This window comes from Pedobacter roseus, assembly GCF_014395225.1.
Taxonomy (GTDB): Bacteria; Bacteroidota; Bacteroidia; order Sphingobacteriales; family Sphingobacteriaceae; genus Pedobacter; species Pedobacter roseus.
On sequence record NZ_CP060723.1, the window covers coordinates 4,300,462 to 4,325,174 of the forward strand.

The following is a 24,713-nucleotide window of genomic DNA, read 5'->3' on the forward strand; positions in this document are numbered from 1 at the left end:
TTTAAGTTACAAAATATTAATCCCTGATGATAAGTTTGGCCGGAATGATGATCTGCTGGTTTTCGGGTTTGGCTTTAGAAGAAAGCTGTTTAAGGATCAGTTTGATTACATTTTCTGCAATTTCTTCCAAAGGTTGCTGTACGGTCGATATTCCCGGGGTATGCAGTTCGAAGGCTTCATGGTCATCGTAGGCAATAATGGCAAAATCATCCCCTATTTTTTTATTGATCTGTTTTAGAACTTTAAGGCCGCTGATGGCAAGGTAGTTGGTTGCGAATAAAACGGCATCGATTTTTTTCTGTTCAAGCAGTTGTTTGATCTGGCTGATGGTTTCGCTTTCTTCCTGGTTAAAATGGATTTTTAACACAAGGTTTTCATCGTATTTGATGCCATTGTCTTCCAAAGCTTTTTTATAACCATCGTAACGTTCTACAATCTGCTCTACGTTGATATCGGTGGTTACAAGGGCTATATTCTTTTTGCCCTGATCGATAAAACTCTGGATAGATTGGTAAGAAGCATTAAAATGATCGGCCCCTACATAACTGGTATTGATATCGGGCAGGTTCCTGTCAAAAAAGATTACGGGATTGCCATCTTCCAACAGCATTTTTACATCTTCTTCTATTCCTTTAATAGGCGAAATAATATAGGCATCAACTTTACGAGATTTAAACATATTGATTAGTTCTTTCGCTTTATCAACACTGTTTTCGGTACTGGAGTAGATGATTTTATACCCCCTTTTATAGGCTTTATCTTCGATTAACCTGGCTATCCTGGAAAAAAATGAGTTGGAAATATCTTCAATGATCAGGCCGATGATGTTTGAGTTTCCGGTACGCAAACTTCTGGCAATCTGGTTGGGTTTATAACCGCTTTCTGCAATAATTTTCTCTACCTTTTCAATAACCGCTTCACTGATTGATTTCTCTTTTGCTTTACCATTAATAATAAAGGAAACTGTGGTGATGGATACATTTGCTTTAACAGCTATATCTTTGATGGAAAGCGATTTCATTTGGCTGGAATTCTTTTATGTTAATCGATTCAAAGCTAAATAAAAATTATAGCTTTTAATTTTTTGCCCGTTATAAAAACGCAATTTAACATTTTTTATGTTAATCGTTTTAGAAACAGTTGTTAAAGGTTGGCAGGATAAAAAAATGAGGCATAAAACAGCAAAAGGCGCTTATGAAGCGCCTTTTGTATCAAAATTAATATCCTGGGTTTTGGGTGAGTTTTGGGTTAAAATCTCTTTGTCGCTGAGGAATTGGATATAATGACCTTGTTGGTGTAGATATCTCGTGATCCCACCATTTGGTATTGCTAAATTTTCCAAAACGAATCAAATCATCTCTTCTAAAACCTTCAAAAATAAATTCCCTTCCACGCTCTGCCAAAAGCTCGTCTAAAGTTAGCGAAACAGTAGTATAAGCATGGGCTGGCCAGGTAGCAGCTGTATAAGCTCTTTGTTTGCAGGTATTGATTAAGGTCACTGCATCTGCTGTAGCAGCTCCTCCATTTTTACGCATGATGGCTTCTGCTTTAGCAAAGTAAATCCAGGTTAAACGGTAAACATTCCAGTCGGTATTATTGTAGTTTGGATCTGGTTCTACACGAACACCGTTAACAAGGCCTGGTAGTGAGTTTCCTAATTTGTATTTATTAAAACGCACACCGCTGTTTTCTTCGCCTTCGCTCATATTGGTGACTGTAGAATTTTTGGTGTTTTTTTGGATGTTATCTACAAATGAAAGTGGCTTACCTGCATACTCTACGGTTCCTTCAACAGGGGCAGTAGGATCGGTAAATTTAAACTGTGGCCCGAATAAAAGCCAGTTGGTTTTACGGAGATCATCTGTTTCAAAAGTAGTGTAAACTCCCGGAATCAATACAATCCCGTCATTACCATTTCTGCCACCGCCATAAATATCCCTTTGTGCAAAGTGATAAAATTCACCGGTCCATGATGGTTCAAATTTGGCTCTTGTAAAATCGTAAGCTATAGAGAAGATTACCTCTTTTGATAAATCGTTGGTATTTTTAAACTGATCTGAAATATTCGGATCCAGTGCCATGCTACCGTTTTGTCCACCACCTTCATTATTAATTAATTTATCGGCAGCAGCGATACAATCATCCCAACGGGCAGTACCTGTCCACACCTCTGCATTGAGGTACAATTCTACTAACATGGCATAACCGCTGGCCTGACTCATTCTACCCAATTGTGCCCTTGATAATTTGGGTACATTGTTGATATTATCTTTGATTTCTTTTTCGATAAAAGCAAAAACATCTTTTCTACTGGTTGTATTGGGTAAAATCGGATTAGCAGGATCTACAATGGTGGTTGATAATGGAATATTACCAAACAGATCCATGAGTTTAAGGTAATGGAATGCCCGCAGTAATTTTAATTCTGCAATATATTCGTCTTTCTCTTGTTGGGTAATACCCATGGCAGAAATATCCCTCGATCCAATATTTGCAATTGGATCGTTACAGTAGCCAACGCCGGCATACATCAGGGCCCATGCGTTATTTATTCCAGCTTCATCTACCGTCCAGCTATGATAGTGTAATCTTTTCCACTTTCCACCATCTTCACCGTGCGGTCCTTTGGTTGGCCACGCCAGCTGATCGGCAGAAAGTTCTGCCAGGCGCCACCATCCGTCTTGTCCTGAAGGTGTTACCCAGGCGTTTGCATGGGTATATGGCCTTAACACTGCAGAAATTACTTCGTTTTTATTGGTATAAAATTTTTCAGCCGGAATAACATCGTATGCATTTTCATCTAAATTGGTACAGGCAGAAGCCATACCAACAATTAGCGCAAGGGCCGTATATATGATTGATTTATTTTTCATTTTGTTATTTATTAAAACCCTACGTTAACACCAAATAAGAATGATCTGGTACTTGGATAAGCACCGCGGTTATCGATACCTGGGCCTAAGCCTGTATCCTGAACGAAATCAGGATCGTTACCGCTGTAACCTGTAATAGTTGCTAAATTCTGGCCAGTAGCATATACGCGCAGGTTGCGGATATATTTTGTTTTTAATTTAAAATTATAACCCAGGGTAACCTCATCAATTTTTACGTTTGTACCACTTTCAACATAGTAATCGGAGTACATATAGGTATCATTAATCTGGCTGTATTTCCCAAATGCATCTCTCAGGTAGTTAGATCCTGTAATGGCTGGATTCCCATAACTTAATGCAGTGGTGTTTAAGATGTCGTAATCGAACTTACCTCTTAAGAACACCCTGAAATCGAAATTCTTGTAGGTGAAGTTTGCAGTGTATGAGGCATAATATTTCGGAATGGCATTACCTATCGGCGCTAAATCCGATACATTCTTATCTTTCGAATTGTTGATCTGGTCGTTACGTACCGGAACACCATTTCTATTATAAAATAACCATTTTCCATTGGCATCAAAACCGGCAAAACGTTTACCATAAAAAATACCAACTTCTTCACCTTCGTAAGTGGTAATGGCATCTCCTAAATCGCCTGAACCACCTATTCCGCCGAATGTCCTGTATTTAACGGCAAAAGCATCGTTAGAATAAGAATTTAAGGTGTTTTTGATGGTACTTCCGGTAAAATCCATACTGAAAGTAAAATCCTTCAATTTAACGGCTTGATAGCTTAAAGCAACCTCTAAACCTCTTGATGAAATATTACCCACATTGGCATAAATGGTACTCTGAACATAAGGAGGTTGAGGTGTAGTATATTGATCCAGCAAATCTTTAGTGGTTCTGTCAAACACATCAATTGATCCGGTTAACTTACTGTTAAACAAGGTAAAATCTGCCCCAACATTGGTTTCCCTTTTAGATTCCCATTTAAGAAAAGGGTTAGGATTATATTGTGGACCATAAGTTTCCCTGTAGCTACCATCAGGATAAAGGTATTTACCTCCGCCACTAAGTACTACCCTTGAAGCATTATTGGCAAAACCAGAATTACCTGTTACCCCATAACCTGCTCTTAACTTTAAGTAGTTAACCCACTTCACATCCTTCATGAAACCCTCTTCGGTAACGTTCCAACCTAAGGAAACTGCGGGAAAATTTCCCCACTTATTGTTATCACCGAACCTGGACGATCCTTCATGCCTTAAAATTAACTGCAATAAGTATTTATTATCGTATGAATAGTTTATCCTACCAAAAAATGCAATCAGGGTATTATCGTTTTTATAACTGCCCATACCTGCTTTACCATCGGCCAGTGCCTGTCCGGCACCCAGGTTATCTTCATTAAACTGATCGTTTAAGAAACCACGTGTACTTGCTTTAGCACCTTCTTCAATGTTGTAGCGATAACTGTAACCTGCCAGAGCAGTAATAGCATGTTTGCTGGCAAACGTTGTGGTGTATTGTAATGTGGGTTCAAAAGCATAACCCTGAGAAAGGAAATTATTTTTGAATGCATATCCGCCACCTGGGTAATCACTGTTTTCTATGGAGTTTTCACTTTTCAATTGCGCATAACCGCCATCAACAAAATTATCCCGCTGTAACGATCCAAACACCGAAGCTTTTAAACCTTTAACAATATCGAAATCAGCTTTCAAATCAGCCGAAGTAGTTTGTTGTTTACGGTAGCTGGTTTGCGTAAATAAACGTGCGTATTGATTGGTACTCTGGTTATCGTAGTAAAATGAACCATCAGGGTTATAAATCTGCTTGGTTGGGTTTTTAGTTAATTCCTCTTCCCATCCACTGGCATTTAATTCATTGTCGAAAAACGATGAAGTGGTACCATTGGAAAGTAAGTTGGCGTTATTAATATTGGTGGCCAGGTTTAACTGAATGTTTAATTTATCATCAAAACCTTTCTGATTGATGTTCAGCCTTCCGGTATATTCTTTCCTGCCATTTTCAAGGGCAATACCCTGTAAATCGCGATAATTTAAACTTGCTCTATAGCTTGTTTTATCTGTTCCTCCAGAAAGTGCAAGGTTATGATTTTGAGACAGATTATCATGGTTTACCAATTTATCGTACAGATCTTCGCTGCCTCCGTAATCTACAGCATTAATTTCGCCGCTATTGATTTTTGCCCTAAACTCATCGGCTGTTAAAAAATCTAAGCGGTTTTGGATAAACTCTTTACGGATATAACTAGAATAGCTAAATGTTGGCGGACCTGGTTTACCCTTTTTTGTGGTGATTAATATTACACCCGCATTTGCACTGGTACCATAAATTGCTGCACCAGAACCATCTTTTAATACGTCGACCGATAAGATATCATCTTGTTGCAAAAGATCGGGGTTACCACCGGGAATACCATCAATAACATAAAGCGGACTTGCACTACCAGCTACAGAAACTACACCACGTAATTGAACACTTGGTCCTGAGTTAGGATTGGAGCTGTTTGCCCTGGTAATGTTTAGCCCTGCAACTTTACCCTGAATTAGATCTAAGGCATTCCGCGCACCACTTTGCCTAAACTGAGAAGTATCTACGTGGGCAACGGATGAAGTTACTTCTTTTGTTTTCAACGTTCCGTAACCAACCACTACTACATCACTTAGGTTTTGGCTTCCTGAAGGCACCAAACTGATGTTTAAAGGAGATGCCCCATTACCTGCAGGCACAGATTTGCTTTGGTAACCGATATAACTGAACACCAGCACATCGGTTGGGGCAGTTACATTAATACTGAATTTACCATTCTCCTGTGTAACGGTACCACCAGTTTTACCCTGAATTTTAATTCCAACACCAGGTAAACCGAGTTTCTGTTCATCTACAACAGTACCGGTAATTGTTTTTTGTGCAGCTGATGTTGCTGCAGGAGCACCGGCGGCTGGTGTAGCAGGTGCAGTGGTAGCCGGAACTGGTGCCGGGGCAGTAACCGGACGCGCGCCACCAAGTGGATTCGGCGGTACTTTTACCGTATCGGCGGGTTTGGCAACGGGGACTTTTTTTGTTGTGTCTTGTTTTTTAGTTGTATCCTGCTGAAAATAATAGCGGTTGAAACTGATTTTTTCGCTCGTAATTTTCGCAAACAACTGGGGGCTTGAAAGTAGGACCAGGCATAGGAATCCTGACATCCTGAGTAAAATGTTTTTCATTGGCACTCACTAGTTTAGTTTATAATTAGTTACGCAATGCGGACAAATTTCACCAAATTAATAAGAGCAATGAGATTAATTAGTTATGATTAGTATTTCCGCAAAACGATTTAGTAACGCATTAAAGGCCATTTTGTTTTAAAAAAAATGAAAACACCCTTAAATGTTACGTTAATAGGTAAAACAAAACTTTACTAATAAAGTGTAATAAAGAAGATTGGACGGTTAAGATTTCGATCGGTTATGGAGGTATCTGAATTCGCAATAATATTAACTCTTTAATTTTTCGACAATCAATTTGGCTGTTTTTGCCGAAGCGCCTGGTTTGCCCATTAATAACTGTAATTCGTCATAATGTTTTAACATCACGCTCCTACCCACGCCGCCCAAAATAATTTCAAGTTCTTTGCTTACTTTTTGGGTATTACAATCTTCCTGAATCAGCTCGGTTACAATCTTTTTGTTCACGATCAGGTTAACCAGTGAGATGAACTTAATTTTAACCAACATCCTCGCAATGGCTATCGAAATGGCACCTCCTTTGTACACCACCACCTGTGGTACTTTAAACAAGGCGGTTTCGAGCGTAGCTGTTCCGGATGCTACAATGGCCGCATGGGCATGATGCAATAAATTATAAGTATTGTTAAACAGCAGTTTGACTTTTTTATCGCCGGTAAACTGGTGGTAATAGGCTTCACTAAAGGTAGGTGCCGCAGCAATAGCAAAAGTATATTCCGGATATTCTTCTGTAATACTTAACATTACCGGCAGTAAACGCTCTATTTCCTGTTTACGGCTTCCAGGCAAAAAGGCAATGATTTTTTCATCTCCCAGCTGATGGTTTTCACGAAAGTTTACATCTGGTATAAACTGTGCAATTTCATCCAAAAGTGGATTGCCCACATAATCGACCTTCATGCCCCATTCTTTGTAAAAATCGACCTCGAAAGGTAGAATACAGAACATGTGATCGACAATTCTTTTTATTTTAAGTACCCGCTTTTGATTCCAGGCCCAAACTTTGGGCGAAATATAATAACAAACTTTTATACCGTTGGCTTTAGCAAATTCGGCAATTTTCAGGTTAAACCCAGGAAAATCGATCAAAATCAATACATCAGGTTTCCATTTTAAAATGTCTTCTTTGCAGGCTTTAAGGTTTCTAAAAATGGTCCTTAAATTTAAAAGCACTTCGGTAAAACCCATAAAAGCCATATCGGCATAATGTTTAACCAGCTCACCACCTTCGGCCTGCATTTTATCGCCACCGAAATACCTGAACACAGCTTCGCTATCCTCTGTTTTTAAGGCTTTCATCAAATTGGCGCCATGTAAATCGCCTGAGGCTTCTCCGGCTACGAGGTAGTACTTCATAGTTCTTTATATTATAAAAAATCGTCATTGCGAGGAGGCATGACGAAGCAATCTTTTTTTTCTGTTATTTTATTCCTTAATCCTTCGTCGTTCAGGAAAGATTGCTTCACGCCCGCTCACCATCCTCTTCTTCAGTTCGCAATGACGCCCGTTTTTTAAAAAACTTTGTATGCAAAGAACACAAAGGCGCATAAAAATGTTGCAGCCAATATACCCCTTCCGATATTTTCTTTATTGTATTTAAAAAATGTTTGCATGGTGTAGGCGTTTATTGCAATCCCACCGATGTACAACAGATCTGCTTTGGTAAGGTAAGCCACATGGTGAATAATATACCATGCAATGGAACAAAAAATTGCAGGGATAAGCAAACCAATGCCCAAACCTACCCATACCGAATTATTTAATGTTTTTAACCTATCAATCATAATAGCAGTTGCCTAACCTAAATTAATGCCATCGGGTGCCGAAACTGTCGTACCTGCATTTCCGGATTTTGCATCATTGTTGCCAATAAAATCCCAGCTGTTTAAAGCCTGGATGGCATGATGCGCGGTTAAATCGAACTGAACGGGAACAATAGAAACATAATTGTGCTCCAAAGCCCAAACATCGGTATCTTCTCCTTTATCAAAATTTTCGAAAACACCGGTTAACCAATAATATGGGCGTTTGTAAGGATCTGTCCGCTCATCAAATTCTTCCATCCACTTGGCATTGGCCTGACGGCAGATTTTAACCCCTTTTAAATTATTTCCTTTTGGAAAATTGACATTTAATAAAGTTCCTTCTGATAAACCGTTTGCCAAAACCTGCTCACAGATATTTTTAATATATTTTTTAGTATGACTGAAATCGGCATCGGCAGCAAAATCATCTAAAGAGAAACCAATAGATGGAATTTTTTCAATAGCTCCTTCTACCGCAGCCGACATGGTGCCAGAATACAATACATTAATTGAGTTATTCAATCCATGGTTGATTCCGGATACGCATAAATCAGGTTTTTTACCTTTAAAAATCTTATTTACGGCAATTTTAACACAATCAACCGGAGTTCCGCTGCATTTGTACATTTCTACTCCTTCATAAAGGTCAACTTTATCAAAACGGATCGGTTTGCCAATGGTTATGGCATGCCCCATTCCGCTCTGCGGACTATCTGGTGCCACCACCACTACATTTCCCAGCTCCTGCATTACTTCCATTAAATTTTTGATACCCGTAGCTGTAATCCCATCGTCGTTTACAACTAAAATATTTGGTTTTGTGCCCTGCTTTGTCATGCCGGTAAAAATACAGATTTATAAATTCAAGGCACAATAAACCGCGATTTATATGCTAAAATCATTTATTCCTGCCTTTTTAGTTCCGAAATTAAAATTATTTTCATTCCATAACAGAAAGCATATATATTTGAATAAATAACTTATTAAAAATGAACGCTGTATTTGGCCAACTTATCCAAAACCAAATACGTCCTCATGATCATAAAACCAAAACCAAGCAATGAAATTCAAATTATTTACTTTGGCTTGTTTTCTGATAACAGGTTCTTTGGCGCAAGCACAAACAACCTATCAGTGGAAAACAGGAACTTCGGGTGGCTATGCCTACAAGTATGTCACCAACGATCCGACTAAAACCCGTTTTTATACGCTAAAGAATGGCTTAACGGTAATTTTATCTCAAAACAACAAAGAGCCTAACATCACCTATAAAATGGCAGTTAGGGCGGGCAGTAATACTGATCCGCGGACCAATACCGGTTTAGCGCATTATTTAGAGCACCTTTTATTTAAAGGAACGGATAAATTTGGGACGTTAAACTACGCCAAAGAAAAACCTTATCTGGATAAAATCGAGGCACTTTACGAAACGTATAACAAAACCACCGATCCGGTTAAACGTAAGGAGATTTATAAAGAAATCGATAAAACCTCAGGCGAGGCTTCTAATTATTCGATTGCAAACGAATACGATAAAATGATGAAATCGATCGGAAGCAATAGCACAAACGCCCATACTTCGGTAGAGGAAACGGTGTATGAAGAAGATCTTCCATCAAACGCCATCGATAAGTTTTTAGCTGTACAGGCAGAACGTTTCCGTGCACCTGTTTTCCGTATTTTCCATACTGAGTTAGAAGCGGTTTACGAAGAGAAAAACATTGGCATGGATAACGACGGACGTAAAATGTACGAGAAAATGTTGTACTCTTTGTTCCCAACGCACAATTACGGACAACAAACCACCATTGGTACAATTGAGCATTTAAAGAACCCATCGTTAATCGAAATCAGAAAATATTACGATAAATATTATGTGCCGAACAATATGGCCGTAATTATGAGTGGTGATATTAATTATGATGACCTGATTAAAAAAATTGATAAGGATTTTGCTTACATGAAGTCTAAACCATTATCGTTATACAACCCTGCTCCTGAAAAACCATTAACACAAGTTCAAAAAGTTGATATTTATGGCCCAAGTGCTGAGAGTTTATATGTTGCTTACAGGGGTTTTGCACAAAACACCCACGAAAGTTTATTGCTTGATTTAATCAGCAGTATCTTAGCTAACGGTAAGGCTGGTTTAATGGACATCAACATTAATAAACAGCAAAAAATGTTAAGGGCAGGTGCCGGTTACAACTCGATGAAAGATTATGGTATCTTCATTTTATCGGGCTCGCCAAAAGCAGGTCAGAGTTTAGAGGAAGCTCAAAAATTATTATTAGAGCAGGTAGAATTGCTTAAAAAAGGCGAATTTGATGAAAGTTTGATTAAAGCAACTGTTGCAAATATTAAATTATCTGAATTACAGAACTTTGATAACAACGACGTACGTGCAGATTTTACCATGAATGCTTTTATCCAAAATCGTGGTACGGAATGGGATAAAACTTTGGCATCAACCGATGCGATGGGTAAAGTGACCAAAAAAGAAATTGTAGATTTTGCCAATAAATTCTTCATCAACAACTATGTTTCCATCTTAAAACATAAAGGCGAAGACAAAAGCATTATAAAAGTAGAAAAACCAACCATTACCGCTGTAAAAACCAATGTAAACGAGGTTTCTCCATTCACAAAAGAAATTATCGCAGCACCGGTTAAACCAATAGCTCCTAAATTTTTAGATTATACAAAAGATCTTCAATTTGGTAAAGCAGGCATTGCAGATGTAATTGCTGTCCAAAACGCTGAAAACGGAATTTTCCGCATGAGTTACCGTTTTGATATGGGTTCTTACAATTATAAATTATTGCCTTATGCTGCTCAATATTTAGCTTTTTTAAGTACCGATAAGTATTCTGCAGAAGATATCAGCAAAGCCTTTTATAACATTGCCTGTAACTACAACGTTAATGTAGGCACTGACGTGACTACGGTATCGATCAGCGGTTTACAAGAGAATTTCGAAAAAGCTGTGGCGCTACTTGAAGATGTTTTAGCACATTGCAAACCAAACGAAAAAGCCCTGGAAGATTTAAAAGGCCGTTTATTAAAATCGAGGGATAACGCAAAACTGAATAAATCGTCAATTCTTGGTGGTTTAATGAGCTATGCACAATTTGGAAAAGATAATCCGTTCAACTATGGATTAACGAATGATGAGATCAAAAATATGAAATCAGCCGATCTGATCTACATTTTGCATAACCTTACCAACTACAAACACACCATTACTTATTACGGTCCGAAAACTTTAGCAGCATTTTCTGCTGAGATTGTGAAAGCACATCCATTGGCAAAAGAATTTACCGATGCGGCGCCGATCAAGAAATTTGTGTACACCAAAACCGATTCGAACAAGGTTTATTTTGCCGATTATGACATGGTTCAGGCAGAAATCCGTTGGGTACGCAATGGCGGCCTGTACGATCCGGCCAATTCAGCTAAAATTGCTTTATTCAATAACTATTTTGGTGGCGGTATGGGATCTGTTGTATTCCAAACCATCCGCGAATCTAAAGCCCTGGCTTACTCTACATTTGCAGTATATTCTTCTCCAAACAGTAAAGAAAAAGAAAATACAATTATCGCTTACGTAGGTACACAGGCTGATAAAATGAATGATGCGGTTGCAGGAATGAACGACTTATTAACTACGTTACCTGAATCGGACAAATCATTCGATTTATCAAAAACCAATTCTTTAAATGGCATAGAAACCAGCCGTATTACTAAAGATGGTATCATTTATACCTATTTAGCAGATAAAAAATTAGGTTTTGATCACGATTCAAGAATTGATGAGTATGCCAACCTAAAACCATTAACTTTTAACGATGTAAAATCGTTTCACCAAACTAACCTTTCCGGCAAACCATACAGCTATTGTATCGTTGCTTCAGAAAAGAAAATCAACATGGCTGATTTAGCTAAATTTGGTCCGGTGACTAAATTGAGCTTAGAGCAGATTTTTGGATACTAACAAGGTTGAGGGTAGTGAGGTAGAGGGCGGAAGGTAAAAACCCAAAGTCTAAAAATTAAATTTACAAGCGGTTCTCAGAAATGGGGATCGCTTTTTTTATTTAGTTCATTGGTTCACTTGTCAATAGTTTATTGGTTAGCATAGTGCAGAAAAGCTCATTGGTTTATTGAAAACTGCCAACTGAAAATTGATAACTGACTTTAGTTCACTGGTTCACTTGTCATTAGTTTATTGGTTAGCATGGTGCAGAAAAGCTCATTGGTTTATTGAAAACTGCCAACTGAAAATTGATAACTGACTTCAGTTCACTAGTTTACTTGTCATTAGTTTATCGGTTAGCATGATGCAAAAATAAACTTCGTGTCTTAGCGGCTTGGTGGTAATTAGAAATAGACCAATTCTTCCAAAATTTCCTTAACCGAAAATTTAGCTCCGCAAACAAATTCGTCGGCTGCTCCATAATAAATGGTTAAATCATCACCATCAATTATATGCCCGTTGGTAAATACAACTTCACCAAAGAAACCATTCAGTTCATAATCTTCTTTGGGCACCATGATCGGCTCTTCCGTTCTGGCCAATACTTTTGACGGGTCATTTAAATCCATTAAAAATGCGCCTAAACAATATTGATGTTTTTCATTTGCGCCGTGGTAAATTTCGAGCCAGCCGACTTCTGTTTTAATGGGTGCGGCGCCAGCACCAACACGTGCGCTATCCCACAAGTTTGGCCTGGTTTTGACGATGCATTTGTTTTTGCCCCAATGGATGCCATCCGGAGATTCGGCCAGCCAGATATAGTTGCCTCCTAAAGCCACACTACTAGGACGGTGTAAAGCATAAAATTTACCGTTTATGCGTTCTTCAAATATGGCGCAATCTTTATTATGAGGTGGAATGATCATTCCATGCTTTTCGAAATTTTTCCAGTTCTTTGTGGTCCGCATACCTACACCAACCCCATGTTCCGAAACTGCCGTAAAAGTTAAATAATAAGTATCACCAATTAAAGCAACGCGACAATCTTCAATCCCAAAAACTTCATCCTCTCCTTCGCCTTGCAATAAAGGATATCCCTCTGGCTGATAAAATTGTATGCCATCGTCACTGCAAACCAGTCTCAAATAAGATAAAGTGGTTAAATAATCAGCGCCTTTATAATTGATTACCCTAGGATCAGTAGCATCCAGTTCAGGGTGGTTTTGTTCTATCTCAATAATTTCAATCCCATTTTCTTTCAATACCGGAAAAGAAATGATACCCTCTTTTTGTTCAGGTCTTTCGGCAACACGGATAAGCAACCATGTTTTCCCCTCGAAGGTAAAAACGCCTGGATTTAAAAGACAAACGATTTCCAATCCTGCCCTACCTGGACTTAAATCTTTTGGGAACAAAATTGGGTTTTCTGGAAATCTTCTGGCAATATCTGACATAAAAAATGTTTTTAAGCAAAACAGGCGACCAATTGACCGCCAGTTTTTCCTATAGAGTTGATATTATAATGAGTTGATCCATTTTACAAGTTCTTCCCTTCCTTTTCCTGTTTTTTGTTGAAGTTTTCCCAATAATTCATCATCCTGCCCTTCTTCGTGTTTTAAATCATCGTCTGTTAAATCAGCATAAGCTTGTTTAACCTTTCCTTTTATTTCATTCCACTTTCCTTTTAATTCTAACTTATCCATGCTTGTGTTTTTTGTTGTGAATAATGTATTTTTCTAATTAATTAACGATTTTAACCACTTTTTGTTTCGTTTTTTGCGTCTTAACCCAAACAACTACCTTATTTTGCCTTATTCCATAAGGTTTTATGTGTATTTTTAATTATATTAAGAGTATCATTCCTACTCATAATTAAACATTACTAACTAAACGAACAATTTGATGAAAAAACTACTCTTAAGTATGATTTTGTCTCTCGGTTTAATTTCATTTGCTTTCGCGCAGAGCAAAGTAATTACCGGGAAGGTGACGTCGGCCTCCGGACCAATTCCGGGCGTTAGCGTATTTGTAAAAGGCTCGCCATCTACCGGTACGCAGAGCGACGCAACCGGAGCTTTTAAACTAACCGTACCAGATGATGCTAAAACACTTGTTTTTAGCTTTATCGGTTACAAATCCAGAGAAGTTCCCATTACCGGGCAAACCGTTAATGTAAGTCTTGATGAGGAAAACAATACCCTATCTGATGTGGTTGTGGTGGGTTATGGTACGCAGAACAAACGAGATGTGACGGGATCGATCGCACGGGTTACCTCAGAAGACATCAAAGATAAACCTTTACCAACCATCGAAAGTGCTTTACAAGGCAAGGCTCCTGGTGTTTTCATCAATTCCAGCAGTGGTAAATTGGGTCAGGCACTTCAGATCAGGGTTAGAGGTATTTCTTCTATTTCGGCCAGTAACCAACCTTTATTTGTAATTGATGGAGTTCCTATTGTAAGCGAAGCACTTGGTACTTATACCGAGGCTGACAATCCGCTGGCAGCAATAAGTCCTGATGATATCGAATCGATGGAGGTGCTAAAAGACGCTGCCTCAGCAGCAATTTATGGTGCCAGAGGTTCGAACGGAGTTGTATTGATTACCACAAAAAAGGGTAAGCAGGGAAGAACCAATATCGATTTTGGCTATTATGCAGGATTTAGCGATCCAACTAAAAAAGGAGAATTTTTAAATGCCGACCAATATCGCCAACTACTAGATGCGTCTTTCAAATACAATAATTACGATGATGGTGATTATGCAAATGCTGCTGAAATGTGGAAAGATTATACAGGTACTGATGACTGGACCAGCAACAATAATACCAGCTGGGTGAACGAAGCTTTTAGAAGAGGGCATACGCAACAGTATAGTTTAAACATTAATGGTGGTGACGCAAAAACCAGATTCATGCTATCAGGAAACTATAATAATAACGATGGAATTATTATTAACAATCGTTATGTACGTACCGGAGGCCGATTAAGTTTAGACCACACTGTTTCTAAAATTTTAGAAGTTGGCGGTGCAATTAATGTTTCAAAGGTAGATAACTACCGCATCCCTACAGATAATGCGTTTTCCAATCCCTTACAATTAAATGCTTTACCTCCAATACAACCTGTACGAGATGCTTCAGGTGAATTAAATAGTTCTACTGTTTACTATAATAGTTTAATCGATTATGATAACGGTAAAAACCTCTCAACTACGTACAGAACTTTTGCCAATGCTTATGCAAGTTTAAAAATCACACCCGATCTGGTTTTTAGAAGTGAGTATGGCTTTGATTTCAACAATTTGGAAGAGGAGCAGTTTTTAGGCTCAAAAACACAGGATGGTGGTAGTACAGGAGGCTATTCTTCTGATTACATGGCAAAATCCATCAATTTCAATACAAACAATACCTTTAACTATACCAAAACTTTTAACGAGAAGCATAACCTGAATGTATTAGCGGGTTTTGCTTTTCAGGATACAAAATTCAGGTACTCATCGGTAACAGGAACTACTTTACCATCAGACAGTTTTACCAAGATTGCAAGTGCAGCTGTAATTTCTGCCGGCGAGTCTTCAGAAACGAGACATACTTTTGTTTCTTATTTAGCCAGGGTAAATTATAAATATGAAGATAAATACCTGTTAAGTGCCTCGATCAGAACAGATGGTTCATCAAGGTTTGGTGTAAACAACAGATATGGAACTTTTCCTGCGGTTTCTGCAGGCTGGATCATTAACCAGGAAGAATTTTTAAAATCAAGCGAATGGGTAAGCCTCATAAAACTTAGGGGCAGTTACGGTTTAACCGGTAATGCCGAAATCGGTGATTTTGCCTCAAGGAATTTATACCGTGGTGTTAACTATGCCGGAGTTGGAGGTACACGCCCTAGCCAGCTGGGAGACCCTAATTTAAGCTGGGAAAATACCACAAATTACAACATTGGATTAGATTTTGGCCTATTCTCTGATCGCATTTCCGGTACTGTTGAATATTATAAAAAGAAAACAACCGATTTATTGTTAAATGCACCAATTGCTGCTACAAATGGTTTTTCATCCATTACAAAGAATATTGGCGATATGCAAAACCGGGGATTTGAATTTTCATTAAACACCAGAAATTTTGTAGGGGAGTTTAAATGGTCTACCTCTTTTAACATCTCTTTTAACCGGAATAAAGTATTGAGATTGGTTGAGGACCAGCCTATTTATCCGGGAGGAAGGTTTTTAGGCAGAATTGCTGTTGGAGAACCATTGGGTTACTTTTACGGAAAAGCTTATGCTGGCGTAGATCCTGCTAACGGTGATGCAATTTATTATGTTGATGCGTCAAGAACAGCAACAACTAATGATTATTCCCTTGCGCAAAACCAAAAATTGGGCGATCCTAATCCTAAATTCTTTGGTGGGTTCGGCAACCACTTCTCTTTTAAAAACTTCGACCTTGATGTTCAGGCACAATTTGTTTCTGGTAATGATATTTATAATATGGCAGGTGTTTTCCAATCGGCCAATGGAGATTATTTTGACAATCAAACCATTGATCAGTTAAATTACTGGACGCCTACAAATACGATTACAACTATTCCACAACCAAGATTTGGTGAAGGAAATGGCACAGGCCCATCATCCAGATGGATAAAAGATGGCTCTTATCTTAGGATTAAAAGTGTAGTTCTTAGCTACAATATACCCAAAACGTTTATCAACAAATACAAATTGCAAAATGTAAAAATCTTTGCTTCAGCCCTGAATTTATTTACCATAACAGGTTATAAAGGTTACGATCCTGAAGTGAATACGCCTAGTGGCGGATCTCTCCAGTCTGACAATATTCAGCTAGGACATGATTTCTATACTCCACCACAAGCAAGAACTATCACTTTCGGTGTAAATATTGGCTTATAAAAACATTAGCATATGAAAAATTATAAAAATATAATAGCTGCATTTTTTCTTGTTTTAAGCCTATCCGGCTGCAAAAAACAACTAGAAATAGACCCTAAACAAAATATAGATGCCAACGTGGCATTAAATACAACAGCAGATGTTCAAAATGCACTAACAGGAGCCTACACATTTTTGGCTACCGGCGATTTGTATGGAACTAACCTTGTCTTTTTACCAGATCTTTATGCCAACAATAATTACTTAACCTGGCGAGGCACTTTTTCGACTTATGGAGACATCGCAGACAAATCCATTATATCGAATAATGGTGACGTGACCAGAACATGGGTAACTGCCTATAGCGCAATTAATACCGCAAATATTGTACTTTCTGCATTAAATGTGGTAAGTAATGCTGATACCAAAAGTATAATAGAAGGCAAAGCTTTATTTATACGGGGGATTATGCATTTTGAACTGGTAAGATTATACGCTTTACCTTTTGATGCCGCTGGTTCTAATACAAATATGGGGTTCCAATTATCACAAAAGCGGTAAAAACCATAAATGATGTAAACAACTCGGTTGCACGAAATACTGTTGCGGAAGTATATACAGCCGTAGAAAATGATTTAAAATCGGCCATTACAAAACTGGCTTCAGTAGATGATCAATATTCTGCAAAAGCTTTTTTGGCAAGGGTTTATCTTCAGGAAGGTAAATATGCTTTAGCAAGAGATATGGCCAATGATATTATAACCAACAGCCCATACCACTTAATTACCAATTCTCTTGAAGCACCGTTCAGAACAAAAAATTCAAGTGAAGGTATTTTTGAAATCAAACAGAACGAACAAAGCAATGCAGGTACTTCAAACGATGGGCTGGCGACCTTTTATGCCAGCTATCAAAATGCTACTGGTGGAGATGTAGGCAGGGCTGATGCGTTGGTAAATACCACATTTTACAACTCTTTTGAAACCGGCGATAAAAGACAGACCGAAATGATTTATGAAGGTAATGGTGCGAGGACAGGCTTTTTTACTAAAAAATGGTATAGCTTTTATGATAATATACCAGTTTGCAGGGTTACAGAACAATATCTGATTCGTGCAGAATGTAATTTTAGATTAGGGACAAGCATTGGTGCTACCCCTGCGAGCGATATCAATACTTTAAGAACAAGGGCTGGATTAGGAAATGTTGTTCCAACACTGGCAATTATCTTGAACGAACGCGAAAAGGAATTAGACTATGAAGGTTTTAGGCTTCATGATTATAAACGTACCAAACGTTCTATAGGAAGCTTTGCTTATGACGATCCTAAATTGGTTTTCCCAATTCCAGATCGTGAAATAAATGTGAATAAAGCCTTAAAGCAAAATCCAGGTTACTAGTCATAATTGCCTATAAACAATAAAGCCTCCTGATTTACATCAGGAGGCTTTCTCATTAAATATATTTATGCTAAAGCTTCTTCGCAGCTTCGATAATTTCTTCTACCACGCCAGGATCAAGCAAAGTAGAAGTATCACCTAAATTGGCAGTATCGCCTTCAGCAATCTTGCGTAAAATCCGACGCATAATTTTACCAGAGCGTGTTTTTGGCAGGCCAGAAACAAATAATATTTTATCAGGTTTGGCAATGGCGCCAATTACCCTAGTAACCGTTTGCAAAATATCTTTTTTTGATAATTCTGCTTCGCCATGCATCTCAGGGTAAATAACGAAAGCATAAATTCCCTGCCCTTTTACATCATGTGGATAACCCACTACAGCACTTTCTACCACACCAGCATGCATATTAATTGCATTTTCTACCTCAGCCGTACCAATCCGGTGTCCTGAAACGTTTAACACATCATCCACACGACCAGTAATTCTATAATAACCATCTTCATCGCGTAAACAGCCGTCGCCCGTAAAGTATAAGTTCTCATAAGTAGAAAAATACGTTTGCTTGCAACGCTCATGGTCGCCGTAGGTGGTACGCAACATGCCCGGCCATGGGAATTTAATACAAAGATTTCCCATTACCCCGTTCCCTTCAATCTCTTTGCCGTTTTCATCCACCAAAATAGGCTGGATGCCCGGTAAAGGCAGCGTAGCAAAACTAGGTTTGGTTTGCGTTACCGTAGCGATTGGTGAAATCATGATGCCTCCTGTTTCGGTTTGCCACCAGGTATCAACAATAGGTGCTTTGCCATGCCCGATTTTCTCATCGAACCAATGCCAGGCCTCTTCGTTAATCGGCTCCCCTACCGAGCCTAAAACGCGGATAGTGCTTAGATCTTTTCCGTTTAATGGCTCTTCGCCATAACTCATTAATGAGCGGATCGCCGTTGGCGCAGTATATAAAGTATTTACTTTATGTTTTTCTACAATATCCCAAAAACGCGATGGTGATGGGTAAGTGGGGATGCCTTCGAAAAGCACAGAGGTTGCCCCCTGCGAAAGTGGTCCGTAAACGATATAAGAGTGACCGGTAATCCAGCCGATATCTGCCGTACAGAAATAAACTTCTCCCGGCTGGTAATTAAATACATTCGAAAAAGTATAACCCGCATAAACCATGTAACCGCCGCAGGTATGCACCACACCTTTTGGTTTGCCGGTAGAGCCGGAGGTGTAAAGGATAAACAGCATATCTTCTGCATCCATTTCTTCTGCTTCGCAGATATCGTTTACGTGTTTAACTTCATCCTCCCACCAAACATCCCTGCCTTTCAGCATCGAAACAGGCGTACGGATGTGTGTTAATACAATACATTTCTCTACCGTCGGGCAGCCGATCAATGCATCATCAATTACATCTTTTAAAGGAATCTGTTTGTTGCCACGGTAAGAACCATCAGCGGTAATCACCACTTTACATTGCGAATCGTTAATGCGGTCGGCTATTGATTTTGCAGAAAACCCACCAAAAATAACAGAGTGAACGGCACCAATGCGCGCACAGGCTAAAACCGCAATGGCCAATTCGGGCACCATTGGCATATAAATACAGATACGGTCGCCTTTTTTAGCACCGTTGCGTTTTAACACATTGGCGAAACGGCAAACGCGTTCGTGCAACATTTTATAAGTATAGGTAACACTTTCTTCCTCAGGATTATTGGGTTCCCAGATGATGGCCGGTTTATCGCCGTTGGTTGCAAGATGACGGTCTAAACAGTTTTCGGTAATATTAAGTTTAGCGCCTTCAAACCATTTAATATTGGGCTCATTAAAATTCCACGATAAAACCTTAAACCAGGGTTTACGCCATTGAAAATTCTGTGCTACTTCACCCCAAAACTGTTCCGGGTTTTCTACGCTTTTTTTATAATCTTCTTCGTACTGCTTAAAAGATGTAATTTGCATTGCTCTGTTTTATATTTTGGATTAGTTGCGGCTAATTTAAAGAAATAATAATAAGGAGAAATAGTCAAATCGTATCAAAATAGATATCAAACGTTTGACAAGAGATAATTATTTTTTAATATACAAAGATTTTAATAATCAGCATTAATATCCATTGCATAAACATTTGCCGCCTGTAGATATTTATTATAAAAATAATTAGTTAGGCTATTGTCTTTTACAATTATTATTCAGATATTTGCACACTCTTAAAAAAATTAAGCGGACGATATTAACAACTATATTTACAAGTCATGTCAAGAGTTTGTGATTTAACAGGAAAAAAAGCAATGGTAGGTAACAACGTTTCTCACTCAAACGTTAAAACCAAACGCAAATTTTACCCAAACCTACAACTTCAGAAATTTTATATTCCTGAAGAAAACCGTTGGATTACGTTGAAAGTTTCTACTTCAGCGATCAAAACCATCAATAAAGTGGGCATTAGCGAAGCAATTAACCGTTTCGTAAAAAAAGGATTTTTGTAAAAAACATTAACTGTTGAGATTAACAGTTTTCAATTTATAATAAAATGGCAAAAAAAGGTAACAGAGTTCAGGTTATTTTAGAATGTACTGAACATAAAGAAAGTGGCATGCCAGGTATGTCTAGATATATTTCTACCAAAAACCGTAAAAACACTACTGAGAGATTAGAATTGAAAAAATTCAATCCAGTATTGAGAAAAGTAACCGTACATAAAGAAATTAAATAGGTTAAGAATAAAAGACCAAAGCTTAAAGACTAAAGCATTTGCAAGTCTCAAATCTAATGTCTGATATCTCAAATCTAATAATTAAAATTATAAGAACATGGCAAAGAAAGTAGTTGCAACCCTTAAAACAGGTACAGGTAAAGAATATTCGAAAGTAATTACAATGGTAAAATCACCAAAAACTGGTGCTTACTCATTCAAAGAACTTATCGTACACAACGACCACGTAAAAGATGCTATCGCATCTAAATAAGGTTAATATTTTTTAATATTAAAAGATATTAAAGGCCGTTCCGTTTTAACCGGAAGGGCTTTTTTTGTTAATGAAATTTACGTTAGGAAATAATTGATTATCTTTGAAAAAAGCGTAACCATGGAAGCGTATAAGTTTAAGGCTAAAGTTTCTGAAAATGGAACTATTGTTGTTCCTGACGGATTTGATATAAAAAATAAAGAAGTTGAAGTAATTATTTTGGATGAAGTGATTCAAAATGTTCCCAAAAATAAGATGAAAGAATTTCTTGACAAATTTTCGGGAATATTAGAAGGAGTAGATCCAGATAAAGCTAAATACGACTATCTTATGGATAAGCATAAGTAAATGAATATTCTATTTGACACCAATATTTTTATAGATATTAGTCTTAAAAGACATCCTTTTTTTGATGATTCTTTCGAGGCGCTGAACAAGGTTGATGACATAAATATAAATGGATTCATTTTAGCTTCAACTTTCACCGACATATATTACATCTGTAAAAAAAATATAGGCCACACTAAAACAATAGATATTCTTACTACACTTATAAGTACGATCAATATTCTTGGCATTAATAAAGATACGATCATCTTCGCAATCCATTCCAATTTTTCAGATTTCGAAGATGCTGTACAAAATGCTGCTGCAGAGCTAAATCAGATTGATCTTATCGTAACTAGAAATACAAAAGATTTCGCAGGTGGCAAAATACCTGCACAAACACCTACCGATTTCTTAAAAAACATAATTAATAACTAATGGGTTTATTCGATTTTTTCAAAAAGAAAGAAACTGCGCCTGAAGCTCAGGAAGCATTGGATAAAGGTTTGGAGAAAACCAAAGATGGTTTCTTCAATAAAATCACCAAGGCCGTAGCAGGAAAATCCTCTGTTGATGATGAAGTACTGGATAACCTCGAAGAAGTTTTGGTAACTTCTGATGTGGGTGTAAGTACCACCTTAAAAATCATCAAACGCATTGAAGAGCGCGTGGCCAAGGATAAATATCTTAATACCTCTGAGCTCAACTTTATTCTCCGTGATGAGATTCAACTGCTGTTATCAGAAAATAACAGTAACGATTTCCGTCAGTTCGAATATGGCGACCATAAACCTTATGTAATTATGGTAGTTGGCGTAAATGGTGTGGGTAAAACCACTACCATCGGAAAACTGGCACATAAACTTAAAGAATCAGGACTCAAGGTTGTTCTCGGTGCCGCAGATACATTTAGGGCTGCAGCTGTAGATCAGATTAAACTTTGGGGCGAACGCGTTGGCGTAAGGGTTGTGGCACAAGCTATGGGTTCCGATCCTGCTTCTGTTGCTTTTGATACCCTGCAATCGGCAGTTGCCAGTGGTGAAGATGTAGTCATTATCGATACAGCCGGACGTTTGCATAATAAAGTTGGCTTAATGAACGAGCTGGGTAAAATTAAACAGGTAATGCAAAAGGTTGTTCCTGGCGCTCCGCACGAAATTTTACTGGTATTGGATGCTTCAACCGGTCAAAATGCTTTTGAGCAGTGCAAACAGTTTACCGAAGCAACAGATGTAAATGCATTGGCCATTACCAAATTAGATGGAACCGCTAAAGGTGGTGTGGTCATCGGAATTTCAGATCAGTTCAGAATCCCGGTTAAATACATCGGTGTTGGAGAAAAAATTGGCGATTTGCAGCTTTTTGATAAAAAAGAGTTTGTGAATAGTTTGTTTAAGTAGCACTTTGTGGTTGAATACACCGATTAGGATTTCAAAGATTATATATAAATTTATGTATGATCGAATATGAAAAAGACCCTTTAATGCAAACCATTATAGGCTGTTGTTATGAAGTTCATAATCCGTTAGGGCCAGGGTTTCCGGAGAAAATATATGGAATGGGCTAAAAATCAAACTTCAGCAAGCAGGTTTAAATTACACCGGTGAAAAAGATTTCAGTGTTGTATTTGAGAAAGTAATTGTAGAATTAAAATCACTAACAGGACATCAGCCTAAGTTATTTCAAAGTCAACTTATATCATACTTAAAAGCAAGCAAAATTAAAACCGGATTATTGATTAACTTTGGCAACACAAGCTGTGAGGTAAAACGGTTATCAGTGTAGCAAAACAAATAAACGCAATCATCTCATAATCAATTAATCGACAAAAAGATTATCACCTTAATCATTTTATCACCGGTGGAATCACATATAATATGAATACCAAAATAGTTAGAAGTAAAAGCGCAGTTAAACAACCTAAAATCAATGTAATTACGTTAGGTTGTTCAAAAAACATATACGATTCGGAAGTATTGATGGGCCAGTTGCGTGGCAACAATTTAAATGTTGTGCACGAATCAGACAAAATGGGTAAAGACGATATCGTTGTAATCAATACCTGCGGTTTTATCGATAATGCTAAACAAGAATCAATTGATACCATCCTTCAGTTCAGTGAGCTTAAAGAGGCGGGTAAAATTGGTAAAGTAGTGGTTACAGGTTGTTTGTCTGAGCGTTACAAACCTGAGCTGGAATCTGAAATTACCAACGTTGATGCCTTTTTCGGCACAAACGATTTACAGAATATATTACATGAGTTGGGCGCCAATTACAAACATGAGCTTATTGGTGAACGTTTGCTTACTACCCCATCGCATTTTGCTTATTTCAAAATTGCCGAAGGATGTAACCGTCCATGTTCATTCTGTGCCATTCCATTAATGCGTGGCAAACATTTGAGCAAGCCAATGGAAGAATTAGTTAACGAAGCTAAAATTCTGGCTAAAAATGGCACCAAAGAGCTTATTTTAATTGCTCAGGATCTTACTTATTATGGTTTGGATCTTTATGGCGTGCGTAAATTAGACGAGCTGATGCGCCGCTTATCTGATGTACCAGGTATCGAATGGATCCGTTTACAATATGCCTACCCTTCTGGTTTTCCGATGGAGATTTTAGATGCCATGAACGAACGCGATAACATCTGCAAATACCTGGATATGCCATTACAGCACATTACCGATAACATGCTAAAATCGATGCGCCGTGGCACCACCAAACAAAAAACCATCGATTTAGTTAATCAGATCCGCGATAAAGTACCAAACATTGCCATGCGTACCACATTAATTTGCGGTTATCCGGGCGAAACAGAACATGATTTCGAAGAAATGAAAGAATGGGTTGCCGAAACAAAATTCGACCGTTTAGGCTGTTTTACCTATTCGCATGAGGAAAAAACACATGCGCATACTTTGGTTGATGATATTCCGGATGAAGTAAAACAGCAACGTGTGGATGATATTATGGAAATTCAGCAAGGCATTTCATTCGATATCAATCAGGAAAAAGTAGGCAAAACCTTTAAAGTATTGGTTGATAAAAAAGAAGGCGATTTCTTTGTAGGAAGAACCGAATTCGATTCACCGGAGGTAGATAATGAAGTTTTAATTGATGCCGCAACCGGTTATGCTGCAAACGGAAGTTTTGTTAATGTAAAAATCGACCGTGCCGAAGATTTCGATCTATACGGAACCATTGTATAAAAT

Annotated in this window: 22 protein-coding genes; 13 read left to right on the plus strand and 9 right to left on the minus strand. The window is 38.0% G+C overall.

Features of this window, described 5'->3' with window-relative positions; all coding sequences use genetic code 11:
- Positions 1–16 precede the first annotated feature (16 nt).
- From H9L23_RS17575 to surE, 6 genes are all read right to left on the minus strand, one after another.
- Positions 17–1,021, minus strand: a complete 1,005-nt coding sequence (locus H9L23_RS17575) for a LacI family DNA-binding transcriptional regulator (protein WP_187591609.1) — start codon at positions 1,019–1,021, stop codon at positions 17–19.
- 196 nt (positions 1,022–1,217) lie between these two features.
- Positions 1,218–2,873, minus strand: a complete 1,656-nt coding sequence (locus H9L23_RS17580) for a RagB/SusD family nutrient uptake outer membrane protein (RefSeq protein ID WP_187591610.1) — start codon at positions 2,871–2,873, stop codon at positions 1,218–1,220.
- A gap of 11 nt (positions 2,874–2,884) precedes the next feature.
- Positions 2,885–6,112: a SusC/RagA family TonB-linked outer membrane protein gene (locus H9L23_RS17585; protein ID WP_246474724.1), complete on the minus strand. Its 3,228-nt coding sequence runs from the start codon at positions 6,110–6,112 to the stop codon at positions 2,885–2,887.
- Between the two features lie 270 nt (positions 6,113–6,382).
- On the minus strand, positions 6,383–7,489 hold the full coding sequence (lpxB, locus tag H9L23_RS17590) for a lipid-A-disaccharide synthase (protein ID WP_187591611.1): 1,107 nt from the start codon (positions 7,487–7,489) through the stop codon (positions 6,383–6,385).
- Positions 7,490–7,644: 155 nt separating this feature from the next.
- On the minus strand, positions 7,645–7,917 hold the full coding sequence (locus H9L23_RS17595; protein ID WP_187591612.1) for a stationary phase survival protein SurE: 273 nt from the start codon (positions 7,915–7,917) through the stop codon (positions 7,645–7,647).
- A 12-nt stretch (positions 7,918–7,929) separates the two neighbouring features.
- Positions 7,930–8,775 (minus strand): 5'/3'-nucleotidase SurE, encoded by an 846-nt coding sequence (gene surE / locus H9L23_RS17600; protein WP_187591613.1) that lies wholly within the window; start codon positions 8,773–8,775, stop codon positions 7,930–7,932.
- A gap of 223 nt (positions 8,776–8,998) precedes the next feature.
- On the opposite strand from surE, the gene H9L23_RS17605 reads away from it, so the two are divergent.
- Positions 8,999–11,932 (plus strand): M16 family metallopeptidase, encoded by a 2,934-nt coding sequence (locus tag H9L23_RS17605; RefSeq protein ID WP_187591614.1) that lies wholly within the window; start codon positions 8,999–9,001, stop codon positions 11,930–11,932.
- 383 nt (positions 11,933–12,315) lie between these two features.
- Here the strand turns inward: H9L23_RS17605 and H9L23_RS17610 are convergent, their stop codons facing one another.
- Complete coding sequence (locus H9L23_RS17610) at positions 12,316–13,365, minus strand: glycoside hydrolase family 130 protein (RefSeq protein ID WP_187591615.1); 1,050 nt, start codon at positions 13,363–13,365, stop codon at positions 12,316–12,318.
- A gap of 63 nt (positions 13,366–13,428) precedes the next feature.
- Complete coding sequence (locus tag H9L23_RS17615; RefSeq protein WP_025145117.1) at positions 13,429–13,614, minus strand: CsbD family protein; 186 nt, start codon at positions 13,612–13,614, stop codon at positions 13,429–13,431.
- A 199-nt stretch (positions 13,615–13,813) separates the two neighbouring features.
- On the opposite strand from H9L23_RS17615, the gene H9L23_RS17620 reads away from it, so the two are divergent.
- From H9L23_RS17620 to H9L23_RS17635, 3 genes are all read left to right on the plus strand, one after another.
- Positions 13,814–16,822, plus strand: coding sequence for a SusC/RagA family TonB-linked outer membrane protein (locus tag H9L23_RS17620; protein WP_187591616.1), 3,009 nt, complete (start codon positions 13,814–13,816; stop codon positions 16,820–16,822).
- A gap of 12 nt (positions 16,823–16,834) precedes the next feature.
- The gene (locus H9L23_RS17625; protein ID WP_187591617.1) at positions 16,835–17,362 is read left to right on the plus strand and encodes a RagB/SusD family nutrient uptake outer membrane protein; all 528 of its coding nucleotides are present in this window, start codon (positions 16,835–16,837) and stop codon (positions 17,360–17,362) included.
- Between the two features lie 134 nt (positions 17,363–17,496).
- Positions 17,497–18,201, plus strand: a complete 705-nt coding sequence (locus H9L23_RS17635; RefSeq protein WP_187591618.1) for a RagB/SusD family nutrient uptake outer membrane protein — start codon at positions 17,497–17,499, stop codon at positions 18,199–18,201.
- A gap of 70 nt (positions 18,202–18,271) precedes the next feature.
- Here H9L23_RS17635 and acs read toward each other — a convergent pair whose 3' ends face one another.
- Positions 18,272–20,167, minus strand: coding sequence for an acetate--CoA ligase (acs, locus tag H9L23_RS17640; RefSeq protein ID WP_187591619.1), 1,896 nt, complete (start codon positions 20,165–20,167; stop codon positions 18,272–18,274).
- Between the two features lie 293 nt (positions 20,168–20,460).
- Between acs and rpmB the strand changes: the two genes are divergently transcribed.
- The 9 genes from rpmB to rimO all read left to right on the plus strand — a co-directional run bounded on the left by rpmB (position 20,461) and on the right by rimO (position 24,710).
- Positions 20,461–20,694, plus strand: coding sequence for a 50S ribosomal protein L28 (gene rpmB, locus H9L23_RS17645; protein WP_025145121.1), 234 nt, complete (start codon positions 20,461–20,463; stop codon positions 20,692–20,694).
- Between the two features lie 44 nt (positions 20,695–20,738).
- Entirely contained in the window at positions 20,739–20,921 is a 183-nt protein-coding gene (gene rpmG / locus H9L23_RS17650) for a 50S ribosomal protein L33 (RefSeq protein ID WP_010599807.1), read from the plus strand.
- A gap of 97 nt (positions 20,922–21,018) precedes the next feature.
- Positions 21,019–21,174 carry a DUF4295 domain-containing protein gene (locus H9L23_RS17655; RefSeq protein WP_010599808.1) on the plus strand — a complete coding sequence of 52 codons (156 nt, stop codon included), beginning with the start codon at positions 21,019–21,021 and terminating at the stop codon, positions 21,172–21,174.
- 120 nt (positions 21,175–21,294) lie between these two features.
- On the plus strand, positions 21,295–21,522 hold the full coding sequence (locus tag H9L23_RS17660) for a hypothetical protein (RefSeq protein WP_187591620.1): 228 nt from the start codon (positions 21,295–21,297) through the stop codon (positions 21,520–21,522).
- Complete coding sequence (locus H9L23_RS17665) at positions 21,523–21,939, plus strand: type II toxin-antitoxin system VapC family toxin (RefSeq protein ID WP_187591621.1); 417 nt, start codon at positions 21,523–21,525, stop codon at positions 21,937–21,939.
- The gene (gene ftsY, locus H9L23_RS17670) at positions 21,939–22,901 is read left to right on the plus strand and encodes a signal recognition particle-docking protein FtsY (RefSeq protein WP_187591622.1); all 963 of its coding nucleotides are present in this window, start codon (positions 21,939–21,941) and stop codon (positions 22,899–22,901) included. Before H9L23_RS17665 ends, ftsY begins: the two co-directional genes overlap by 1 nt.
- Before the next feature lie 83 nt (positions 22,902–22,984).
- Positions 22,985–23,068: a GxxExxY protein gene (locus H9L23_RS27110; protein WP_394355260.1), complete on the plus strand. Its 84-nt coding sequence runs from the start codon at positions 22,985–22,987 to the stop codon at positions 23,066–23,068.
- 2 nt (positions 23,069–23,070) lie between these two features.
- Positions 23,071–23,286 carry a GxxExxY protein gene (locus tag H9L23_RS27115; RefSeq protein WP_394355261.1) on the plus strand — a complete coding sequence of 72 codons (216 nt, stop codon included), beginning with the start codon at positions 23,071–23,073 and terminating at the stop codon, positions 23,284–23,286.
- A 92-nt stretch (positions 23,287–23,378) separates the two neighbouring features.
- Positions 23,379–24,710, plus strand: a complete 1,332-nt coding sequence (gene rimO / locus H9L23_RS17680; protein WP_131533440.1) for a 30S ribosomal protein S12 methylthiotransferase RimO — start codon at positions 23,379–23,381, stop codon at positions 24,708–24,710.
- Positions 24,711–24,713: the final 3 nt, after the last annotated feature.

What these genes read in the sequence shown, in the direction of transcription:
- ftsY (WP_187591622.1), top strand. Translation starts at nt 21,939, where the DNA reads ATGGGTTTATTCGATTTTTTCAAAAAGAAAGAAACTGCGCCTGAAGCT.
- H9L23_RS17615 (WP_025145117.1), bottom strand. Translation starts at nt 13,614, where the DNA reads ATGGATAAGTTAGAATTAAAAGGAAAGTGGAATGAAATAAAAGGAAAG.
- H9L23_RS17625 (WP_187591617.1), top strand. Translation starts at nt 16,835, where the DNA reads ATGAAAAATTATAAAAATATAATAGCTGCATTTTTTCTTGTTTTAAGC.
- rpmG (WP_010599807.1), top strand. Translation starts at nt 20,739, where the DNA reads ATGGCAAAAAAAGGTAACAGAGTTCAGGTTATTTTAGAATGTACTGAA.
- H9L23_RS17605 (WP_187591614.1), top strand. Translation starts at nt 8,999, where the DNA reads ATGAAATTCAAATTATTTACTTTGGCTTGTTTTCTGATAACAGGTTCT.
- H9L23_RS17655 (WP_010599808.1), top strand. Translation starts at nt 21,019, where the DNA reads ATGGCAAAGAAAGTAGTTGCAACCCTTAAAACAGGTACAGGTAAAGAA.
- rimO (WP_131533440.1), top strand. Translation starts at nt 23,379, where the DNA reads ATGAATACCAAAATAGTTAGAAGTAAAAGCGCAGTTAAACAACCTAAA.
- H9L23_RS27110 (WP_394355260.1), top strand. Translation starts at nt 22,985, where the DNA reads ATGCAAACCATTATAGGCTGTTGTTATGAAGTTCATAATCCGTTAGGG.
- H9L23_RS17575 (WP_187591609.1), bottom strand. Translation starts at nt 1,021, where the DNA reads ATGAAATCGCTTTCCATCAAAGATATAGCTGTTAAAGCAAATGTATCC.
- H9L23_RS17595 (WP_187591612.1), bottom strand. Translation starts at nt 7,917, where the DNA reads ATGATTGATAGGTTAAAAACATTAAATAATTCGGTATGGGTAGGTTTG.
- rpmB (WP_025145121.1), top strand. Translation starts at nt 20,461, where the DNA reads ATGTCAAGAGTTTGTGATTTAACAGGAAAAAAAGCAATGGTAGGTAAC.
- lpxB (WP_187591611.1), bottom strand. Translation starts at nt 7,489, where the DNA reads ATGAAGTACTACCTCGTAGCCGGAGAAGCCTCAGGCGATTTACATGGC.
- H9L23_RS17665 (WP_187591621.1), top strand. Translation starts at nt 21,523, where the DNA reads ATGAATATTCTATTTGACACCAATATTTTTATAGATATTAGTCTTAAA.
- surE (WP_187591613.1), bottom strand. Translation starts at nt 8,775, where the DNA reads ATGACAAAGCAGGGCACAAAACCAAATATTTTAGTTGTAAACGACGAT.
- H9L23_RS17580 (WP_187591610.1), bottom strand. Translation starts at nt 2,873, where the DNA reads ATGAAAAATAAATCAATCATATATACGGCCCTTGCGCTAATTGTTGGT.
- H9L23_RS17620 (WP_187591616.1), top strand. Translation starts at nt 13,814, where the DNA reads ATGAAAAAACTACTCTTAAGTATGATTTTGTCTCTCGGTTTAATTTCA.
- H9L23_RS17610 (WP_187591615.1), bottom strand. Translation starts at nt 13,365, where the DNA reads ATGTCAGATATTGCCAGAAGATTTCCAGAAAACCCAATTTTGTTCCCA.
- H9L23_RS17585 (WP_246474724.1), bottom strand. Translation starts at nt 6,112, where the DNA reads ATGAAAAACATTTTACTCAGGATGTCAGGATTCCTATGCCTGGTCCTA.
- acs (WP_187591619.1), bottom strand. Translation starts at nt 20,167, where the DNA reads ATGCAAATTACATCTTTTAAGCAGTACGAAGAAGATTATAAAAAAAGC.
- H9L23_RS17660 (WP_187591620.1), top strand. Translation starts at nt 21,295, where the DNA reads ATGGAAGCGTATAAGTTTAAGGCTAAAGTTTCTGAAAATGGAACTATT.